The 21,775-nt window shown below is 37.9% G+C and carries 15 protein-coding genes and 1 pseudogene; 12 read left to right on the top strand and 4 right to left on the bottom strand.

All coding sequences use genetic code 11. The features are described 5' to 3' along the window. Positions 1-49 precede the first annotated feature (49 nt). The 6 genes from DK858_RS00260 to DK858_RS17995 all read left to right on the top strand — a co-directional run bounded on the left by DK858_RS00260 (position 50) and on the right by DK858_RS17995 (position 9,384). Positions 50-3,442, top strand: coding sequence for a tape measure protein (locus DK858_RS00260; protein WP_109395727.1), 3,393 nt, complete (start codon positions 50-52; stop codon positions 3,440-3,442). A 3-nt stretch (positions 3,443-3,445) separates the two neighbouring features. Continuing rightward, positions 3,446-3,922, top strand: coding sequence for a hypothetical protein (locus DK858_RS00255; RefSeq protein ID WP_109395726.1), 477 nt, complete (start codon positions 3,446-3,448; stop codon positions 3,920-3,922). Next, positions 3,922-4,392, top strand: a complete 471-nt coding sequence (locus DK858_RS00250; protein ID WP_109395725.1) for a DUF1833 family protein — start codon at positions 3,922-3,924, stop codon at positions 4,390-4,392. The genes DK858_RS00255 and DK858_RS00250 overlap by 1 nt, the downstream gene beginning before the upstream one ends. After that, the gene (locus tag DK858_RS00245; RefSeq protein ID WP_109395724.1) at positions 4,389-4,781 is read left to right on the top strand and encodes an NlpC/P60 family protein; all 393 of its coding nucleotides are present in this window, start codon (positions 4,389-4,391) and stop codon (positions 4,779-4,781) included. Before DK858_RS00250 ends, DK858_RS00245 begins: the two co-directional genes overlap by 4 nt. After that, positions 4,768-7,236 (top strand): host specificity factor TipJ family phage tail protein, encoded by a 2,469-nt coding sequence (locus tag DK858_RS00240; protein WP_109395723.1) that lies wholly within the window; start codon positions 4,768-4,770, stop codon positions 7,234-7,236. Before DK858_RS00245 ends, DK858_RS00240 begins: the two co-directional genes overlap by 14 nt. A 255-nt stretch (positions 7,237-7,491) precedes the next feature. Then, positions 7,492-9,384, top strand: coding sequence for a tail fiber/spike domain-containing protein (locus DK858_RS17995; RefSeq protein ID WP_162556652.1), 1,893 nt, complete (start codon positions 7,492-7,494; stop codon positions 9,382-9,384). Here the strand turns inward: DK858_RS17995 and DK858_RS00230 are convergent. Beyond that, positions 9,379-9,591: pseudogene (locus DK858_RS00230) on the bottom strand (DNA polymerase III subunit theta); the annotation flags it as partial. The gene DK858_RS17995 and the pseudogene DK858_RS00230 overlap by 6 nt on opposite strands. A 228-nt stretch (positions 9,592-9,819) precedes the next feature. Here DK858_RS00230 and DK858_RS18430 point away from each other — a divergent pair. The 3 genes from DK858_RS18430 to fliZ all read left to right on the top strand — a co-directional run bounded on the left by DK858_RS18430 (position 9,820) and on the right by fliZ (position 12,346). Continuing rightward, positions 9,820-10,593, top strand: a complete 774-nt coding sequence (locus DK858_RS18430; protein WP_109395722.1) for a flagellin — start codon at positions 9,820-9,822, stop codon at positions 10,591-10,593. Between the two features lie 441 nt (positions 10,594-11,034). Further along, on the top strand, positions 11,035-11,757 hold the full coding sequence (locus DK858_RS00220) for an RNA polymerase sigma factor FliA (RefSeq protein WP_036912728.1): 723 nt from the start codon (positions 11,035-11,037) through the stop codon (positions 11,755-11,757). Positions 11,758-11,815: 58 nt separating this feature from the next. After that, positions 11,816-12,346, top strand: coding sequence for a flagella biosynthesis regulatory protein FliZ (fliZ, locus tag DK858_RS00215; RefSeq protein ID WP_075673009.1), 531 nt, complete (start codon positions 11,816-11,818; stop codon positions 12,344-12,346). A gap of 307 nt (positions 12,347-12,653) precedes the next feature. On the opposite strand, the gene DK858_RS17990 is transcribed toward fliZ, so the two are convergent. Next, a complete protein-coding gene (locus tag DK858_RS17990) occupies positions 12,654-12,812 on the bottom strand; it encodes a hypothetical protein (protein ID WP_162556648.1) in 159 nt (52 codons plus the stop codon). Positions 12,813-12,858: 46 nt separating this feature from the next. Further along, positions 12,859-16,827, bottom strand: a complete 3,969-nt coding sequence (putA, locus tag DK858_RS00210) for a trifunctional transcriptional regulator/proline dehydrogenase/L-glutamate gamma-semialdehyde dehydrogenase (protein WP_109395721.1) — start codon at positions 16,825-16,827, stop codon at positions 12,859-12,861. Positions 16,828-17,298: 471 nt separating this feature from the next. Here putA and putP point away from each other — a divergent pair, with 471 nt between their 5' ends. Further along, positions 17,299-18,783, top strand: a complete 1,485-nt coding sequence (gene putP / locus DK858_RS00205; protein ID WP_109395720.1) for a sodium/proline symporter PutP — start codon at positions 17,299-17,301, stop codon at positions 18,781-18,783. 268 nt (positions 18,784-19,051) lie between these two features. On the opposite strand, the gene DK858_RS00200 is transcribed toward putP, so the two are convergent. Next, complete coding sequence (locus DK858_RS00200) at positions 19,052-19,888, bottom strand: hypothetical protein (RefSeq protein WP_162556647.1); 837 nt, start codon at positions 19,886-19,888, stop codon at positions 19,052-19,054. A 279-nt stretch (positions 19,889-20,167) separates the two neighbouring features. Between DK858_RS00200 and DK858_RS00195 the strand changes: the two genes are divergently transcribed. Together DK858_RS00195 and DK858_RS00190 are read left to right on the top strand one after the other, a co-directional pair. Beyond that, complete coding sequence (locus DK858_RS00195; protein WP_109395718.1) at positions 20,168-20,614, top strand: DUF6386 family protein; 447 nt, start codon at positions 20,168-20,170, stop codon at positions 20,612-20,614. A 624-nt stretch (positions 20,615-21,238) separates the two neighbouring features. Further along, positions 21,239-21,769, top strand: coding sequence for a fimbrial protein (locus DK858_RS00190; protein WP_109395717.1), 531 nt, complete (start codon positions 21,239-21,241; stop codon positions 21,767-21,769). The last annotated feature ends 6 nt before the right edge of the window (positions 21,770-21,775 follow it).

Below are 21,775 nucleotides of genomic sequence, written 5' to 3'. Positions count from 1 at the left end.
ATTACAACCCTGCCAATCGGCGGGGTTTTTCATTTTAAGGAGCCGATAAATGGCAAATGTAGGTGAAATTGTTTATCAAGTTCAAATGGATGTTCAACAATTACTAACATCTCAACGTCAGTTAGAGCAACGCCTTAATCGTATGGATAGTAGCTTTAACCGAACGTCTCAGTCAGTAAATAACACAGAGCGTTCAATGCAGTCTCTATCCAAAGTTGCTGCGGCTCTGACTGGTTATTTATCGGTTTCAATGGTTACAAGTTATTCTGAGGCGTGGACTGAATTAAACAACAAATTATCTAACTCTGTTCGTGCAAGTGAGTCACTGATTGATGTCACTCAACGAGTATTTGACATCTCTCAAGCAACTCGTTCTAGCCTCGATGCCACAGCAACACTCTATGCGCGACTTGAACGAGGAACGAGAGAATACAATACATCAGCGGCAGACTTAGCAAAATTAACATCTATCATCAACCAAGGTTTTATCGTCTCTGGTGCTACTGCACAGGAAGCAGAAAACGCCATTATTCAGCTATCGCAGGGTATCGCGTCTGGCGTTCTCCGTGGTGAGGAATTTAACTCGGTAGCGGAACAGGGTAGTCGCTTAATGGTTGCATTGGCTGATTCACTAGGAGTAAGTATAGGTCAACTTCGTAAGATGGCGGCAGAAGGCAAGCTAACCACTGATGTTGTTGTGAAAGGGTTACTCTCTCAAGGTGACGCTATCGGTAAAGAGTTTGCTAAAACCACTAGAACAATGTCGCAGGCATTTCAAGAAGCAGGGAATAACTTAACTAAGTTCCTTGGCGAGAACACAACAATAAAGGCATCTATTAACGTATTCAGTGATGCTGTTATTACTGCAAGTAAGAGCCTTGATGAAATGGTTTTAGCGGTTAGCCTTGTTGCCTCCGTTGTTGGTGGTAGATATATTGCTGCAATGGGATTGGCTATCAAAGCTAAAATGCAATCAGCAGTTGCAGCAAGGCAAGAAGCGATAGCAAACCTTCAAGCCGCTAGAGTTGCTGAACACAATGCAATAATGACAGCAAGAAAGACCGCTTTAGATTTAGCTGCAGCAAGAGCGTTAGTTGAGAAAGCGAAAACCGAATTTGCGGCCGCAAGAGGAACAAACGCAGAAGCAACCGCGCTGGCAAATTTAATTGCCGTTAGGTCTGCCGCAACAACCGCGGCGATAAATCATAAGCAAGCAACGCAAGCGCAGACAGTGGCAATGGCTAACTCAGCCGCAGCAGCAAGAGCCGCTTCTGTATCTATCGGTTTAGCTAATAAAGCTCTAGGTTTTGTTGGTGGCCCAGCAGGTATAGCAATGGCTGCGGGTGCTGCGATCATGTATTTCTACCAGCAGGCAAAAGAAGCAAGAGAAGAAGCAGTAAAACTTGCAGAGGGAGTAAATCAATTAACTGCTGAAATGAAAAATATGACAAGGGAACAAAAAAGAGCTGAATCTGCCAAGTTAAAAGAAGCGCTCCCTGAGTTAAAAAATGAAGTTCTAAACACCACTGTCGCCATGAAGCAAGCGGCGGAAAAGGTAAGAGAATTAGAGGCTGATTTAGCTTTAGCTAAGGTTGGAACAAGTCAATATGAATCAATAACAAGACAGCTGACAGACGCTCAAGATAAATTAGCAATTGCAACAGATATCGCAACGAAGGCGTCAAACAATTACAGCCGCACAAAAAACACCATATCTTTCATTCAAGCTGATCTTAATGGTGAGCTAAAGGAAGGGATTGATTTACTAAAAAGAGAAACTTCTGTTATACCAACCGCTGCAAAAGGATGGGCTTCTTATGGATTTTCCATAGAAAGAGCAACTAAAGCTAAACAGGCATTTAGTTTGCTTCGCCCTGAATTGGATTATGGAGGAAAGGAGGGGGAACAACTATTAAAGCAGATGGAGCGCAGAGTTGAATTATCTAAATTAGAAGGTGAGGAAAGAGCCAGATTGCAAGCTCAATATGCTGCCGAGGATTCTGGTGTTGTAGATAAAGATGCCATTGAAAACCTGAAATCTTTAGCAGCTCAAGAATATGAAAATAGTCAATCTAAAAAGGAAAATAGCAAAGCGCTTAATGAATCAACCAAAGCCACAGATGCAGCATACGAAGCACTAAAACGCCAGAGAGAAGAAATTGAGCTTTTAAACAAAGGTTATAAAGACGGATCTCTTGAAATGGCTAAGTATGATGCTGTTAAAGCATTGGGTGATACCGCATCTCCTAAGCAGATTGAAAAAGCGGAGCAGCTAGCAGAAGAAAAATACAACATTGAGCGTAACCTAGCTGATAAGAAAGCCGCACTTGAGCTTGATTTAGTCGCCAAGGCTAAAGAGTCTCACGATAAACAGTTGGCAGACTTAGAGCGGATAACAAAAGATGATGTATCTCTCACTGAACAGGCAGCAAGGCGCAAAGCTGAAATTGAAGCGGAATATCAGCAACAGATAGCTGAAATAAAGGCTAAAAACACTGTATCACCGCAAGATAATTTAAAAGCACAAGTAGACCCTGTTCAGCAACTTAAAAACGAACACGATCGTAAACTTGCGCTTATCCGTGGGTTCGAGACTGAAAAAGGTGCTATCACTCAGCAAGGTTTGGCGTTAATGAATGCCGCCAACACTCAATATGAGCAAGCTAGAACTGATGCTATGTATGAGCTTTGGAGAAATCAATCATTAGGAAACGAAGCTGCCGCAGCTGCACTAGATGCATTCTCTGGTAGCGCATCAAATGCACTTACGGGAATAATAACCGGCTCAATGGAGGCTTCTGACGCATTAAGATCAATTGGTAATACAGTTTTAAATAGCCTAATTAACACCTTTGTTCAGGCTGGAATTGAGCAAGCTAAAGCTGCTTGGTTTGGCGCAGCAGCACAGCAAGGCGCTATCGCAGCAACAACGGCGGTGCAAACGGCTGCTATCGGAACGCAAACGACAGTGAGCACGGCAGCAGCTGCCACAACAACAGCCGCTTGGACACCTGCGGCAATTATGGCATCAATCGCGTCAATGGGGACAGCGGCGAAAATAGGTTTAGCCGCAATCGCTGTGCTTGGCGTTGGCGCAATTGCAGGAGCTCGTAAAAATGGTGGCCCTGTTGACGCTGGTTCAATGTATCGAGTTGGTGAAGGTGGTAAGCCTGAGATATTCAAGGCTAATAACGGTCGCCAATACATGATACCCGGTGACAATGGAAAGGTTATTTCCAATAAAGATATGCAGGGTGGCGGTATGAATGTGAATGTTGTCTTTAATGACTATTCATCTGGTGGCCACAAGTTTGATGCGCAGACATCACAAGATGGAAATACGCTAACTATTCAGGCATTCATTATGGATATGGATAATAAAGGCCCTATGCTTCAATCCATTACAAGAAACACATCAGCAACAGCGAGAGCAAGAGGTTGATATATGGTTATTGATTACCCTTATTGGCTTCCTCTAGCACAGAAAGCCGATAAACCCATGACGCTAGATACTGGTTTCTTGACAGATCAACCACAGGTAGGCGCACCTATATTTCAGAAGTTAACTGATGATTTAAAAACTGTATGGAGTGTGAATTGGATATTTACACTTCAACAGGAGCGTGCGTTTGCGCAGTGGTTGCGAAGTCCCAACTATCTTGATAATTGCAATCGCTGGTTCAGGATGAAAATTAATCTTGGTGGTAGTGGGTTACAGGAGCAGGAATTGCATTTTGTTTCCTATCCAGTGCAAACCAGTATTAATGGATCTTCTGTAACATGGACTGGTCAGGTTATTAGCAAGAAACTTTATAATTCAGATGATGAATTCGACGATATTATTGTTGAGTTTCCTCCATCATTTGGAAGTTGGCTAGATATTATCGTCACTGAGACTCTACCTAAGTATAAGGGGTTGTAATGCCTACACTAAGAGAGTATCGGGCACAAAGGCCAAACAGAATACTTTATGAGACACTGCAATTTAGTCATCCGTCATTTGGCGATATCTATCTTGTTTCTTATCAGGTTTTCCCGAAGGTTCTAGGTGGTATTGAATACCAGCCGTGTAATTTCGAACTATCTGACAGCCAGCAAAGCAGAACGCCCATCATCGACGCTAGTGTTAAATTCAGCCGTGTCGCACAAGACTTTAAACAGAAACTTAAACTATGGAAATCATTCAATAGAATGACACCCATAGAGGCTACTTATCGCTTATTTGATGAGAAAGACAAAGACACAGCAATTACTCGATGGAAATTATTTGTGAAAGATGTGTCGTTGGATCATGAAAGCGTCACTGTCACGCTATCTATGAGTAACCCATTGAATAAAAACATCGGACGTATTTATGAACCGCAAGAATGGCCGGGCTTGGAGGCTGTATGACAACTCAGGATTTCATCGATAAAACTATCGGTAAACCATGGAAAAACCGGTCTTGCACATTTGACGCTATGGATTGTTGGGGGCTCGTCGTTCTCTATTATCGACACGTTCTAGGTATTGAGATCCACCATGACGCAGGCTATGAGTCTGAAACGGATTTTGTTACTTGCTATAAAAATGAAGTTGAGTTTTGGGAGGAAGTAAATCAACCAGAAAATAACGGAATATTTATAGGCTATATAGGCTCAAAACCCGCTCACATTGGCTTGATTATCGATGGTAATGCATTACATAGTCGAGGTGAAAACGGTTCTGTGAGAATGGATAGGTTGATTGTTCTTGAGAGAAAGTTCACTAAGTTGGAGTTTATGAAATATGCCAATAATTGAAATTCAGCGTGTTGCTGGAGTGCCGAAAGAGAGAGTCGAGATAAAAGCCGGCTCTCTTTTTTTTGATTGGTTAAAAGAGCAAAACTTTCATCATGACGTTGATATCTATGTTAACGGCGTAAAGCTTAACGACGATGATCGCCTTGACTTTATTATTAGTGAATTTCATCACATTCAAATATTCGACCAACCGAAAGGAATTATTGGCGACATTCTTAATCCAGTATTTAAGTTTGTTTCCAAGATATTTTCATTCTTAGCGCCTAAGGCACCATCATTTAGCGCGGCGGATGTAAATGCAAAGGAAAGCCCTAACAACCGATTAACAGGCCAAACTAATATAGCGAGAACATATCAGGCTAGACCTGAAATTCACGGACAAGTTAGAGCCTTTCCCGATCTCATTCAGCAATCAATGTTTGAATACATCGACAATAAAAAGATGGTTACCGAGTGGATGAACTTTGGTATCGGTTACTACACGATTGAGAATGTGAAATATTCAGAATCTGAACTAATCGCCCTTGATGGTGCCAGTTATCAGATATTCCAACCGGGTGAAGTGATCCCACAGATATTCGAGGGCTTTGAATTCCCTGATGTTGACGGACAAGAAATACCGGGACCGAATGAAAGTGACGAAATCCCACAATATGAGGCTACTGCTAGCAATGTCATTTCTGGTGAAATTAAAGGTGGTGAGGCGGCCATAAAGATAGAGAAGCAAGATGAGTTTCGATACTTCATGGATATCGTAAAGCCTCGATCAGTAAGCCTTGTTGTTAATGTGACTTATGATACTCCGCAGGGTTCGGTTACAAAGGATATTAAGGTTGATGCTTATCTATCTGATGCGAAAGAAAGTGATGATGGTGCTATCATTTCACCAAAATATTACTACGAATTCTTTTTCACCAATTTAACTGGCGGTGATTTGGCAACTCTTCCGCCTAATGCAATTGTTAACACGTCAAAGTTTATTCTCTATGACAATCAGTTTCTGACAGTAGGCCCTTTCTTTTCTCCGCTTGATGGTGGTGAGTTATGGGTGCATTTAAATGCTCAGCTTGGTGATGGCGATTATGCCAATGCAAGAATTGAATTTTGGAAGGTTGATGAGAATAACAATGAAGTAGCTGGAACAAGAGAGTCATTCAATAGAGGGTTCCCATCTGCACCAAAAACAAAAACATACTATTTAACGGAAAAGTTCAAGCCGTTGGCTGGATATGGAAGATATGCACTTCAATTAACTCGATTAGAAAACAGTAATGATCACAGCATTCTTAAGCTAGAGGAAGTCTTTATTGTTAGAGAGAGAATTAACGAAGTACATGAAGAAGATACGCTTGTTAAGGTAACAGTGAGGGCAACAGAAGCGCCAACAGGAGCAAGGGAGCGTAAATATAACGCACTGGCTACACGTCATGTTATTAGTTACGACATGAATAGCCGTAGCGTTGATTATACATTACGACCATCACGATCATTTGCTGATGCTGTCGCTCACACTTGGTTAGTTACTGCTGGGCAACCAGAAAGCACCATAGATTTATATGGTTTGTATTCAATCTATGAATCACTTCCAGATAATCGTTTAGGATATTTTGATTACACGTTTGATGATGAAGATGTATCGCTAGGTCAGCGTATAGAAACAATATGCAATGTTGCTCGTGTTATTTCATTTTGGGATAACGGAGTTCTAACCTTTACTCGTGAGGAGGAAAAGAAATATCCATCCGGCACTTTTAATAGAGCAAACACGACAGGAAACGGGTTCTCACTTTCTTATGATATGACAATGCCGAGCGGTAATGATGGTGTTGAAATCGAATACGTAAACCCTAAAACAAACAAAAAGACCTATCTTAAATATCGTATTGAAAATAACAAAATAGTTAACAAGCCAGCTAAAAACCCTAACAAAATAACCATTCACGGTTGTCGTAATGAGTATCAGGCGACAGATAGGGCACTATTAGAAATGGATAGGTTAATACATCAGCGTATGAGTATCAGTGTGCAAACTCTCGCAGATGGTGATTATGTTTATCCAGGCGACTTAATTATTGTTGCTGACACATACGATAAGAATCAACAGGCGGGTTATATAGTTGAGAGGATCGGCAATCAATTTTCAACAAATGAAAAAGTTGCCTTTGATGGTGAGATGTTTGTTTGTATTACTGATCATTTAGGTAATACGACAGAAAGATTTAAAGCTATACCAAGAAGCGATACAGCTTACGGATTTATCGCTGATATACCAGATATCCAGCTAAATATCTATGACGGTATGAATGTTCAATCTCCGTCACGTTACGTTATATCCAATATCGTTGAAATGGACTCAATGAGATGGATTGTAAGCGATAAAAAGCCTAATGCAGACGGAACTTTTAGCATTACAGCAAGTGAGTATTTTTCTGCAAAGAAAGATTACAACGTTTAATTAAATTCATTTAAATCATACATAGCCAGCCTAAATGCTGGCTTTTTATTATTCATTAACTATCTTTAATTATTAAATTAATAATACATAAGGTTAAAGATTATGAGTGTATCTAGGAGGGGGTTTTTAATTAAGGTCATACCTTCATCCATAGCAACAACAGTTTTTTCTAGTTGCGTTTATAGTAAACCAAATAAAATTAATTTTATTAATGATACACATAGTGAAGTAAATAAATCCTCACTAGGAGATAATATGTCAACTATTCCAACACAAAATCCAGTTCCAAGTGAAGCTGCTAGCGATCTGAAGTACAATTCAGGTAAAATTGACGAGTTCGTTACGTCAATGAAAAATAAGTATATCGATAGGTTTGGGCAAGAGCATTTTACAATCGAAGGGTTACGCTGGGTTGCTCAACAAGCAATATCTCAATTCGGCTATATAACATTAGACTCATTCCAAAAGGGTGCAGAAATAACATTACCTAATCAAGTTTTGCGTGATGAAGTAACGGGGGAATATTATCGCTGGGATGGGGAGTTGCCTAAATTAGTTCCTGCTGGATCAGTTCCTGACAGTTCAGGTGGAATAGGCGTTGGTAAATGGCTTGGCGTTGGTGATAGTACATTACGTGGAGAGCTCAAATCAGAGAAAGGTGCGTCAATTATTGGTTCCAGAAATGGCAATGTACAAGAACAACTCGACAATATTAAGTCTAGCTATTCTAATATAATAACTCCATATCAATTTAAAACAGAAAGTAATTCTTGGAATGATGCATTTAATGATGCTATTGCGTTTTCAGAAAATAATAAAATGCCTATCCATGTTGGTGGTGTTTGGGATTTAGATGAAACAATAATAGCGGGAAATAAATCTAATTTCATAGGTTATGAATCAGCAGTATTTACAAATAAAAAACTCCTTGTTAGCCAAAACTACGATAGCAGAAAACAAAAGGAGCCAAATTCCTTATTGCCGATAAATAGTAATGTAATAAATACAACTGGTAATAATGCATCACCGAACACGGCTTTCTATGTTAACCAAAATTACAACAATCAAGGTTTGGCTTTTTACAATGGTTATTTTTATATCGGTTATGATTTAGGGGGTGGGAATGGGATGATTGAGCGATATGCTCAGAATGGTGTCATAGATACCTCGTACGGAGGTGTGTCAATTCCAATAAACCATACCGCTGATTTAGCATATAGAGTTAAGGATGGTTTTATTTACTCTGCTAGCGGAGGCGGTGCGGAGCCAACATATATTCGCAAAATAGCAAAGGACGGAAAGTCTGTTGTTGAGAGCATAGATCTAACAAATTATGGTAATAGCGCTCTATGTGCTATTGATAATCATAATGACATGCTTATATTACATAGCACTCTTAGTGGCGGTGATGGTGGTCTGCCAACATTTACATTCTTTGAGTTTGGAAGTTGGTTAAAACCTATTAAACAATTCACATTGACAAAAACACTTGGTGTTCCTCAGGGGATGGATGTTTATGACAACACTATATATTTTTACACAAATGATAAAATATCTCTTGTTTCGTATAGTGGAGAAGTTCTTTCAGAGGTGAGAATTAACGCTAGTGGTGAGTCAGAAGGGATAGCTATAAGTGGGAGTTACGGTAACACATATATAGCAGTTGGTTATAATAACCCACGAAGGGTTTGTTTTTTCACATCACCGCATAGCACTCAAGAATCATTTTTGGGATTTCCTTTTTTTGTTAACTCTGTAACATCACCAGCAACTTCATTAAAGCCACAGATAATACCTATTGGCTTCAGAAAAACATCAACGGGATGGGAGTTATTAGAATATTTTGATAAAACAAACGTTAACTATATGGCCCTATGGGAATCTCCAGTGATAAGGAATGGAGATTTGATCATTAAATTGAAATCAAAATCACCGAGAAGTTTAGTTTCCTCTTCTATTTCATTCAATGCCAGTTCATTTCAATTTACGAATATATGCAATGCAATGTCTGATTTTTCCATAGGTTCTAGAGAGTTAGTAGTTAAATTCATCGGAGCAAATGGATCTGTTGTAAATGCAGATTCTGTTCTTGGAACGGGTATTATCTATGGGTTCACCATAGTTGGAGTTAGTAACCATAACTCTTGATTTTCTACTATATGGAAGCTTCTTACTTCTCTCGCGATAAAACGACAATCGTTCGTTAAAGTACGCTCTCAAATGTGCTGGTTGTTGTCGTTCAACTTCGGACGCAACAACTGGCATATTGAGGCATTCTTTATATGCGACACCACTTGCCATTAAATCGACATTAACTTTGTCTTTTTCTTCTTGAGTTAGGTTTGCGATGTTCATAATAGATCCGGTTAGTTTTTTGGAGAGTATAGCAGGGTGTGGAATTAAAAATGAGGAGGTGTGACATACTGTGTCGAGATTGTGACACAATATATGTGAAATGATGGTAAAAATGATTAAATTCTGCAAAGTCAAAATTTGCTGGCTGGCATGGATAGTGGCTTTGTAGGCTAAATAGCGTTAATCAATACTTTCACATCATCCGATATTAAATCTATTCAGGAAGAAGTGAATCAACGTACCGCAGAAATAAACCGTATTTCAGCGCAGACTCAATTTAATGGCGTAAAAGTATTAAGTGAAGATAGCACATTAAATTTACAGGTTGGTGCGCATGATAAAGAACAAATTAGTGTTGCTCTGAAAAAAACCGATGCGACTACATTGGGTATTGATAAATTGGATTTATCAGCAAAAAGCAAACTCGGTTCTAAAGCAACCAACGTGGAAGTGACTCCAACAGGGGGGACAACACCACCTAAAGAAATGCAAGCGTTGGATACTCAAGCGCTAGATGATCAAGTTACACAAGGTACAATTAAAAGCTATGATATTTATTATGCGAAAGGTGCCGATGGTAAAGACGATAAATCAAAACTTATCATACAAACTGTAGATGCAAAGGGTGTTGAAGGTTACTTTGATGCAAAGGTAACTCCTGGTGCCACAGGTATTAAAGCAAAAGTGGATGTTACTAAAAACGCGGTAGCAGGTTTAGATATGCTGGTTGAAAAACCACTGAAAGCACTGGATGACGCACTGGCTCAAGTCGATAGCTTACGCAGTGCCATGGGTGCTGTACAAAACCGTTTAGATTCAACCATTACTAACTTAGGCAATACAGTGAATAATCTAACCGCATCACGTAGCCGTATAGAAGATGCCGATTATGCAACAGAAGTGTCTAATATGAGTAAAGGTCAAATACTGCAACAAGCGGGGACTTCTGTGCTTGCTCAAGCAAACCAAATTCCTCAAAACGTATTATCACTGCTTCGTTAATTTCAATTTTAAATAATCCTCAAATCGCATCCACTACATTTTTTTGTAGTGGGTGTTTTATCATCAAAACAATCGTTTTTTTAATTAATCATTTATGAGTATTTCAACTTGTGCTCAAGACGCTAAAATCTCACAAAATAAAATACTATGATTTATATGTTATTTTTTTATGAACAGAATGCATATTCAATGCATCAATTTCTTTTAATGAGCTAAATTATCAATTTAATTAACGGTTTTTCTAAGGATTAGTCGCCGATCATTTAAGGTAAAGTAGTTCTCGTAATGCAATGACAAATTAATTATCAATGAAAACCCGATTTTTGCTGAAAATTTGGCATAGGTGAAAAAGAGGCGCTTTTGCTTCACTGTTCAGTCGATTGCTAAATTTATTTCGCCAGATAATGGTTTCCGGTCTTTTATCCAAAGGTGTCTTTTGTTGTGAGTGATTTGTATACCGCCGAAGGCGTGATGGACAAAAATAGCCTCTGGGAGCGATATGTCCCGTTGGTTCGCCATGAAGCATTACGATTACAGGTCAAGTTACCTGCGAGTGTTGAATTGGATGATCTTTTGCAAGCGGGTGGAATTGGGTTATTAAACGCCGTTGAGCGTTATGACTCAATGCAAGGTGCTGCCTTTACCACTTATGCTGTTCAACGTATCCGTGGCTCTATGTTAGATGAGCTACGCAGTCGAGATTGGGCGCCACGTAGTGTGCGTCGTAATGCAAGAGAAGTAACTCATTCTATTCATCAACTAGAACAGGATCTAGGACGACCACCATTAGAACAGGAAGTTGCTGATCATTTGCAGATTGAGTTAGCAGAATACCGGCAGATCCTATTGGATACGAATAACAGCCAATTGTTCTCTTATGACGAATGGCATGAAATTTACGGTGAAAGCTGTGAACCGTCTCAAGACGAAGATCATGATGACAATCCATTACAGATGTTATTAGAAAGTGATATTCGCCAAAGAGTCATAGACGCGATAGAATTGCTTCCCGAAAGGGAAAAAATGGTTCTTACCCTGTATTATCAGGAAGAACTTAATTTGAAAGAAATAGGCGCAGTGCTTAATGTCGGGGAATCCCGCGTGAGCCAGCTACACAGCCAAGCCATAAAAAGGCTGCGAGCACGCTTAAACCCAGAGAAATAGAAGTTTTGCTTATTTTTGTTTTTGTTTATTAAGACTACAACACAGGGCTTTATCTCTTATGTCTGTTTCAACACAAAAGAAACGGCCGCTAAGCCGTTACATTAAAGACTATAAACACAGCCAGACTCATTGTCTACATTGCCACAAGGCGCTGGATCGGATCTCTCTCGTATTCAATCGCCAAGTTATCAATAAAGAAGCCATTTCTGAAATGACGGATTTAATTGATGATGAAACGTGGGAAACGTTACAAGAGAAATTTTCTGCGCTATGTCGTTTCTGTAGTGAGATTTACTGTAATAGTGAAACTGACTACTTTGATATTATGTCTTTTAAGCAGTATTTGTTTGAACAAACGGAGATGAGCCACAGTACTGTTCGTGAGTATGTGGTTCGTTTACGTCGGCTCGATGAATTACTGACTTCAACTAATTTTCCACGTCAAGAGTTTACGACCGAGAAAATTCAGTCAGACTTGAGTAAAAAGCTCACTCCCTCTGCATTTAGTAACTACAATATTGCACTACGTAAGTATGAGCAATATCTCGATTGGTGCCAAGAGCCACCATCGATGAGTAGTAGTCACTAATTGCGCTCAAGAGAGACCTTAAAAGGAGTAGCCTAGCCTACTCCTTTTCTTTGTCACTTATCATCATACTTTATTTACTTTTCTGTTTTTCCCTCTTATCTTAAAATTCTTTATCTATCCTTTAATAAGAATATTTAAACTAATAATATATTGATAGATAAAAAAAGCGCCCACAGTGGGGCGCAAGTTTCAGGTATTCATAAAGATATAATTAAATCAACTTCTAGGTTGACCTGATGGTAAGTATATTTACCCAGCTAACTAATCGCGAATCATAAATATAAAAAGAGTGAGGACAATCACAGCATTAGAAAATAACATGTTGGGCGCTCTCTTTATAACGACATAACGACATAACGACATAACGACATAACGACATAACGACATAACGACATAACGACATAACGACATAACGACATAACGACATAGAGTAACAAAAGAAAAAACCACCTTTCAGAAAATACATTTTAAAGGTGGTCTCCAAGACAAAGAGATAAAAAGAGAAGGGGTAATTAACTGATCGTCATCAAGCTTGCATTACCTCCTGCAGCTGCTGTATTAATACTTAATGCTCTTTCATGTAATAAACGCTCTAATAATAGACCAGTCTCACCGCGAGAAAACCCTTGTACAGAAATTATTGCCCCTTTGCGTTGAGCAATTTTCTGGCAAGTTTCACGTAATTGATCACCATCACCATGGTAAATCACGGCATTTATTTTCAGTGACTCATTATCCCATTTTTCAGTTAATGTAATGGCTTTTCTGACAATATCAGGTAATTCACGATATGTTTTTTGTGAGAATAGGCTATTAACGACAATAGCATGACAACCGCAAGCGAGAACCGCTGCAATTTGAGTGAATGCATCTTGTTCGTTATCTGAAATACACAGCACATGACCACAAGGCACTAGTTGATAAGTATTACGTTCACCTGTCGGTCCTGGTAATACGCGTAATGTTCCAGCTTGAGATGCAAGAGCATATTTATCTAAAGCTTCATAGTGTGATTGATCTGTTCTGTTTGATAACCATTCCATATACTTATGATAAGCTTGTAATAACGTATTACGCATGGAAGTATCGAGAGGGAGTGTTTCATCTTGGCGAGCCAATGTTTGTGTGGCCGCATTTTCAGGGCGTTTAGATAATAAGCGATACAGATAAACAGGGCCACCTGCTTTTGGTCCTGTACCAGATAATCCTTCCCCACCAAAAGGTTGAACTCCCACAACCGCACCAACCATATTACGATTTACGTATAAATTTCCCACTTTGGCATTTGAGGCAACATAAGCAATAGTTTCATCAATACGCGTATGAACGCCCATGGTTAACCCATATCCTGTTGCATTAATTTCTTCTAGCAAAGCAGGCAAATCTTGGCTTGCATAACGTACAACATGTAACACTGGACCAAAGATTTCTTTCTTCAATGAACTGACTTTATCTAACTCAATTAAAGTCGGTTGAATAAAAGTACTGTTATGTTCAATGTGTTTTGACAAATTATTGTGTGATGCTTGATAAATATCAAAGCCTGTTGTGCGCATAGATTGAATATGCTTCTCTATGGCCGATTTTGCTTCTTTATCGATAACAGGGCCAATATCTGTGGATAGCAAACTTGGATCACCTATTGTGGCTTGTGCCATCGCACCTTTAAGCATTTCAATAGTATGATCCGCCACTTCTTCTTGAATACATAAAAGGCGTAAAGCAGAACAACGTTGGCCTGCGCTATCATAAGCGGAAGCCATAACATCACTCACTACTTGTTCTGTCAAGGCAGATGAATCTACAATCATGGCATTTAAACCACCGGTTTCTGCCACTAAAGGTACTGGATGTCCTTCGCTGTCTAATCGACCTGCTAAGGTCTTTTGTAAAATATGAGCAACATCGGTTGAACCTGTAAACATCACGCCACGAACACGTTCATCAGCTACTAAACGTGCACCAATAGTTTCACCTTGTCCTGGTAGCAGTTGTAGTGCAAAAGAAGGAATACCTGCTTGATGGAAAAGTGCTACTGCTTTTGAGGCAATTAATGGGGTTTGCTCTGCTGGTTTAGCAAGCACGGTATTACCCGCGGCTAAAGCAGCTGCAATTTGCCCACTGAATATGGCTAATGGAAAGTTCCATGGGCTAATACAAACCACAGGTCCCAAAGGACGATGTGTATTATTATCAAAATCTTGAGCTACTTGTGCTGCATAGTAATAAAGGAAATCAATGGCTTCACGGACTTCAGCAATGGCATTACTGTAAGTTTTGCCCGCTTCACGCACTAATATTCCCATAAGTGGCCCCATTTGCTGTTCCATTAATTCCGCTGTACGGATCAAGAATGAAGCTCTTTGTGCTGGTGGTGTTGCAAACCAGATCCCACCTTTTTCTTGGGCAATGGTTAAGGCAAAATCTGCTTCTGCTTCAGTGGCTTCTCTTACTGTACCTACAACATCCGTATGATTGGCTGGGTTTAATACAGATTGTGGTTCTAGTGTTTTTTCTGAAGAGTTAAACGTATCACCTAATAAAGGTTCACAATGTATGTTTTCAGTTGCTGATGTTAATAAGGCGCTAGAAAGCGATGCCAAGCGATGTTCGTTTGACATATCAATACCGGGGGAGTTTTTACGCTCATCACCATACAGTTTATTAGGAAGTGGAATTTTAGGATGAGAAAGCCCAACTTGGCCTTCAGTTTGAGCTATTCTATTCACTTCTTTGACTGGATCGGCGACTAATTCATCAAGCGAAATTGTAGTGTCCGCAATTCGATTAACAAATGAAGTATTAGCACCATTTTCAAGTAAACGGCGGACTAAGTAAGCAAGTAATGTTTCGTGAGTCCCTACAGGTGCATAAATACGGCAAGGGCGACCTAATTTTCCGTCTGCTATTTTACCGACTACTTGAGCATAAAGGGGTTCACCCATACCGTGTAAACACTGGAATTCATATTGTCCGGGATAATAGTTTTGACCCGCTAAATGATAAATTGCTGATAGTGTGTGTGCATTATGCGTGGCGAATTGTGGATAAATAAAATTAGGTGATGCGAGTAGCTTTTTCGCACAAGCAAGATAAGAGACATCGGTATACACTTTGCGAGTATAGACAGGATAGTCTTCAAGGCCATCGATTTGAGCGCGTTTTACTTCGCTATCCCAATAGGCGCCTTTCACTAAACGGATCATTAAACGACGACGACTACGGCGTGCCAAATCAATGACATAATCAATAACTAATGGACAGCGCTTTTGGTAAGCTTGAATAACAAAGCCAATACCATTCCAACCTGCTAATTCAGGTTCAAAGCAGAGTTTTTCAAGTAGGTCGAGTGAAATTTCTAGTCTATCTGCTTCTTCGGCATCAATATTAATCCCAATATCATATTGCTTTGCTTGTAATGTTAATGAGAGTAGGCGTGGGTAAAGTTCTGACATCACTCGTTCATATTGAGCACGGCTATAACGAGGATGTAATGCTGAAAGCTTGATAGATATTCCTGGGCCTTCATAAATACCTCTGCCATTAGAAGCTTTACCAATTGCATGGATGGCTTGTTGATAAGAAACCAAATAATCTTGAGCATCTTTTTCTGTTAATGCCGCTTCTCCTAACATGTCATAAGAGTAGCTAAAGCCTTTTTCTTCAAGTTTACGCGCATTTGCGAGTGCTTGAGAAATAGTCTCACCTGTCACAAATTGTTCACCCATTAAACGCATTGCCATATCAACACCTTTACGGACTAATGGCTCGCCACTTTTAGTGAGAATACGATTTAAAGAGTTAGACAATTTTTCTTCATTATGTGTAGAAACTAGTTTACCTGTAAATAATAAGCCCCATGTGGCAGCATTCACAAACATAGATTGACTTTGTCCTAAGTGTGAACGCCAATTTCCATGACTGATTTTGTCGCGAATAAGTGCATCACGCGTGGCTTTATCTGGAATACGCAATAAAGCTTCTGCTAAACACATTAGGGCAACACCTTCTTGTGAAGAGAGTGAAAACTCTTGTAATAGACCTTGAACCAATCCTGAACGTCCAATGCCATTTTTCTGTTTACGTAATTTTTCGGCAATGGAATAGGCTAATTTATGTGTTGCTTGAGCTTCATTTGCAGGTAAGGTTGCTTGTTGCAATAGCATCGGTACAGCTTGTGTTTCAGGTGTGCGATATGCAGAAGTAATTGCTGAGCGTAAAACAGACTGCGGGTGAATATGTTCAGCAAACTCCAAGAAAGGCTGATAATGAGTGGCTGGTATTTCAGTGCTTTCATCAAGATCTTGATCTGCAAATGCTGAGTGACCAAGATTAACCTGATCATTTTCAATTTGTTCTAGATAATTGAAAATAGCCTGTTTTATTAACCAATGCGATGTTCTATCTAATTTCTGTGCAGCTTCTTTTAATCTATTGCGGGTTTCTTCGTCAAGCCTAACACCCATTGTTGTGCTACTCATGCAGTGCTCCTCATATTCTATTTCTAATTCACAAGTATCAGTTACCCGTTATTTTTATTAATATCATTCATGTTGCAACTTTGTGCAACATTGTTAACATTTTATTTATAAATAATGTGAAAGTAGTCAGGTTTTGTGTTTAATTAAAAAAACATCTAATTTATCAAATTAATATATTTGCATATAAATCAATAAATTATATTTATATTGTTAATGTTTATATTTATAATGCATCCTTTAATTAAGACAAATAGTGTGAAGTCATATACAAAATTTAAACATTTAAACGTTAATTTCTTGTTAAATGCAGCTAACCTATTCTAGGATTGATGTGAATGTTTTATCTGTTGCTGTAAGAAATTATTTTAATTAAAAACTGAAAAGATCATTAATGCGCAACGAAGTGCAACGTTCCTGTACAAGTGAAAAGCATACCGATGGTCGGAAACAGATTTATGGAGAACTGCAATTATGGCTCTAACTTCGCCAATGCTAATTACATTTACTATCTATATCTTGGGTATGCTTTTTATTGGCTACCTTGCTTATCGCTCAACAAAAAACTTTGATGATTATATTCTTGGCGGTCGGAGGCTGGGCAGTGTAGTAACTGCATTGTCAGCGGGTGCTTCAGATATGAGTGGTTGGTTATTAATGGGATTACCTGGCGTGGTGTTTTTTGCTGGTATTTCAGAAAGTTGGATAGCTATTGGACTCTGTTTAGGTGCGTGGCTAAACTGGCGTTTAGTCGCGGGACGTTTACGTCTGCAAACTGAAAAAAACAATAATGCATTAACGCTACCTGATTATTTGACATCGCGTTTTGATGATAAAAGCAAGATGCTACGTATCATTTCAGCGTTAGTTATTCTGACCTTTTTTACTATCTATTGTGCATCAGGTGTCGTTGCTGGTGGAATGCTATTTGAATCTACGTTCCATATTCCTTATCACGAAGCGATGATTTATGGTGCCATTGCAACGATTGCATATACCTTTTTAGGTGGCTTTCTTGCTGTAAGTTGGACTGATACAGTTCAAGCGACTTTAATGATTTTTGCTCTGATCTTGACTCCTATTATTGTCATTTTCTCTGTGGGTGGTATTGATACGTCTATTGCTATTATTAAAGCAAAAGATCCATCTTATTTAGATATGTTCAAAGGGCTTGATTTTATCGCTATTGTTTCGTTATTAGCATGGGGATTAGGCTATTTTGGGCAACCTCATATTCTTGCACGTTTTATGGCGGCTGATTCTAACCAAACTATTCGTAAAGCACGCCGTATTGGTATGACGTGGATGATCCTCTGTTTAGGTGGAACCGTTGCGGTTGGATTCTTTGGTATTGCTTATTTTGAAATGAACCCAGCACAAGCGGGTGCTGTAACAGCTAAAAATGAACGTATTTTTATGGAACTGGCTTCACTGCTCTTTAATCCATGGATTGCTGGTATTCTTTTGTCTGCAATTCTAGCTGCGGTTATGAGTACATTAAGCTGCCAATTATTAGTTTGTGCAAGTGCATTAACTGAAGATTTATACAAACCATTTATTCGTAAAAGTGCGAGCCAAAAAGAGCTAGTTTGGGTAGGACGTGGCATGGTGTTATTAGTTGCGATTATCGCAATTTTCTTAGCACGAGATCCAAACAATAAGGTGCTTGATTTAGTGAGTAATGCGTGGGCTGGTTTTGGTGCTGCTTTTGGTCCTGTGATCCTCATTTCTGTAATGTGGAAACGTATGACTCGTAATGGTGCATTTGCTGGAATGTTGATTGGGGCTTTAACCGTGTTAGTGTGGATGCAATATAAATGGTTTGGGTTGTATGAAATTATTCCCGGTTTTATCTTTGCTTCTATTGCTATCGTTGTCATTAGTTTAATGGGGAAAGCACCAAGCAAAGAGAATCAACAACGCTTTGAAGAAGCTGAGACTCAATATCGTAATACATAATAAAATTAGATAAATCAAAGGCTATCTTATTTAATAAGGTGGCCTTTCTTATTGAATATTATAATAAAATAGAGAATATACAATAAAGTAATTTTATCATTAACAGATTTAAATCGTTTTACACGGATTGTTTTTAAATGAAAGTATTATGAAGGGGATTTAGTCATAGATAATAAGATATATGATGAATATAAAAATCAGTCTATTGTTGATAGTCTGATTTTTATATTTTTAACTTAAATTAGATACAAAAGATATAATGTAAACATTATTCGTAGTAAATAAATTCGTTATGAAGCATGGCCTTACTAAAATTAATGACTTTATCATTAAATTTAATTGTACTTTCAAGTTCTTCTTTTGAACAGTTAGCAAATTTATCCCATTCAAGACAGGTGGTGATAAAGGCTTTATCTTCTCCATTAACGCCTTTGATATAGTTTGATTGAGTAACAACTTTTCCTTCTAGATCATACTGGTATTCTACATTTATTTTGCCGTCTTCTATTACTGATTGTAGTTTTCCTTGAGGACTATAGATGTACTCTGTTGTAATAGTCTTAGTTGTAGGATCAGACGACTTGCTTGTCTCTTTAATAATGCGCCCATCTTTATAGTCGAATTGGCTAGTGATGGTATCCAGTAAAGCGCCATCATTTGCGTAATATTGGATTACTTTTTTGTTGAACCGGTTTTGTTCATCTTTATGATAGGTTTCTTGCATGTAGATAGAGTGTGAGCCATAGGCATTTTTTATCTGAAATTGATATCGGATAACAGAAGGGTTATTAGGCAATGTTCTTATTAAATTAGTTTCTACATTACCTTCAAAGTACTCTTGCATTGATGTGCTATTTTTCAATAATTTTCCACACTCATCAAAGTGGATTTCACCTTTTAGTGCTTTAAAACGTCCGTCATGGGGTATCGTGCTTGTCATCGTGACTGATTTAATCGGGCCGTTATAAGAACTGAATAATATAATGTGGTTATTAGTAATATTAGTTTGCTTTTCAGTCTCTGAGCATTGAATTGGATCGGCGATTGCTGGTAATGAGGAAACCGCATAAAGAGAAAGGGCGATAAGAAGTTGTTGTAATTTCATAAGGTCATCCATGTAGATACTCGTCATATTTCAAGCCTAGCGCTGTTGCTTATATTCATTCGCTCTAGTTACATACTTAAGTGTGTAACTAGTCGCTTACTCATTTATTGCCTAACTACATCTTGAATTATTTAGAGTCTGGGTAGAGCATAGAAAATAAGTTCTATAGTATAGGTAATTGAATAATCAAATAGTATAGATAAAATCCTATATGATTAACCGATGTATAAAAGAAAGAAAAAATTTTGGTACGATCATACTGTTTTTGGGAGCATAAAGATGTCAAACGCATTTTCTTTTATTACTGATACGGCAACTTTGGCTATTTTTGATTTACAAGCAATCCAACATAGGAAATCAGATACAGCAGATTGGTGGAGCATACAGGATGATGAGTTAGATGAGATGAACAAAGGCAATATTGCATTTATTGGTTTAGGTAATGATGGTTTTTATACAATTAATCTATGCGATAAAATTGAAGATCCCGATGTAAGAATAAACATAAACTGTCCATCAGGTGAAGTTTTTATTGGTGCAGGAGAGGATACAACTGGCGGTAACTTAGAGCCAGATGATCCACAATATCGCGCAGGAGAAATTATTTTTCTCCCAGTAGGCGATTATGAAGTTTCATTAAAAAAAGTAAGCAACATACTTTTTATCTCTATTATTTTCAGTAAAGCGAAACTGAATAAGTTTGAGAATGTTTTACGTTTGGATTAAATGAATATATATAGTTATATAATAATAAGTGAAAGATACTATTATTTAAAATGCCCCCTTATTTTTCATTAATAAGTTAATAAATATAAATTAAACAATCTTTGGTTATATTGATTATAATATAGCGAATGCATTTGTTGTAAATAAACTTTATCAATTAAATAAATGTTAATTTATTAATCTAATTTAAATGTTACTGAAAGAAACAGGTGATATAGATAATGATAAAATAATATGGAAGATTTTATTTTAAATTTTAAAAAAATAATGAATTTATTGAACTTGTTTTATTAAAAATGATAAATATCAATTTTAAGTAAGTTAATATATTTTTTAATATTAATCTTAATAAATAGATGTTTTTTTTGTTAAAAATGCGAAATAGTCATATTTAGACTATGAGAATATGCTTAAAATCGAAAAATATATAAATATTACGCTTTATATGTGTTAAATGTAGTTGCGTTTTACGAGTAAATGAGATGATAATTGCAAATACTTAAATATTAGTACGTAATAAGCATGAAATAATGTTATTGATAACATTTTATTTCGTGTGAGCCTTTTCGTTTATTTAACCCCAAAAAAAATTTATTTAAATATATAACAAGAGAGAGTTTTACTATGAATAAAATGCTTCTTACTGCGATGATCGCAGGTATTTTTTCATCTACAGTTTATGCGGCTTCTGATAACACTATCCGTTTTCAAGGCGAAGTTTCTGATGAAACTTGTACTGTAACGGTTAATGGTAATTCAGCACTTCCTGTTGTTTTATTACCAACCGTGCCCGTAACCGCATTAGATACTGCGGGTAAAACAGCAGGTCAGACACCATTTACTATTGCAGTGAGTGGTTGTACTGGTTCTAAACCAGCAGATACAAATATTAAAACTATATTTATTGCTAATAATCTGACAACAGAAGGTCGTATTGGTAATACAGCAGCAAATAACAATGTTAGTTTAGAAATTATTGACCCTGCGAAAACAGGTACAAAAATTGATTTAACTGGTGTAGGTAACGAAGGCCTAGTATTAAAAGCAAACGAAAAATCAGCATCTTATGATTATGCTGTACGTTATTATGCAGATGATGTTGCAACAGCAGGTAAAGTAGAAGGTAGTGTGCAGTACTCTATCTCTTATCAATAATGTTTA

Source organism: Proteus faecis (assembly GCF_003144395.1).
In the GTDB taxonomy this organism is placed as follows: domain Bacteria; phylum Pseudomonadota; class Gammaproteobacteria; order Enterobacterales; family Enterobacteriaceae; genus Proteus; species Proteus faecis.
The sequence above is the reverse complement of the archived record's forward strand: the minus strand, read 5'-3'. Positions and strand labels throughout refer to the sequence as shown.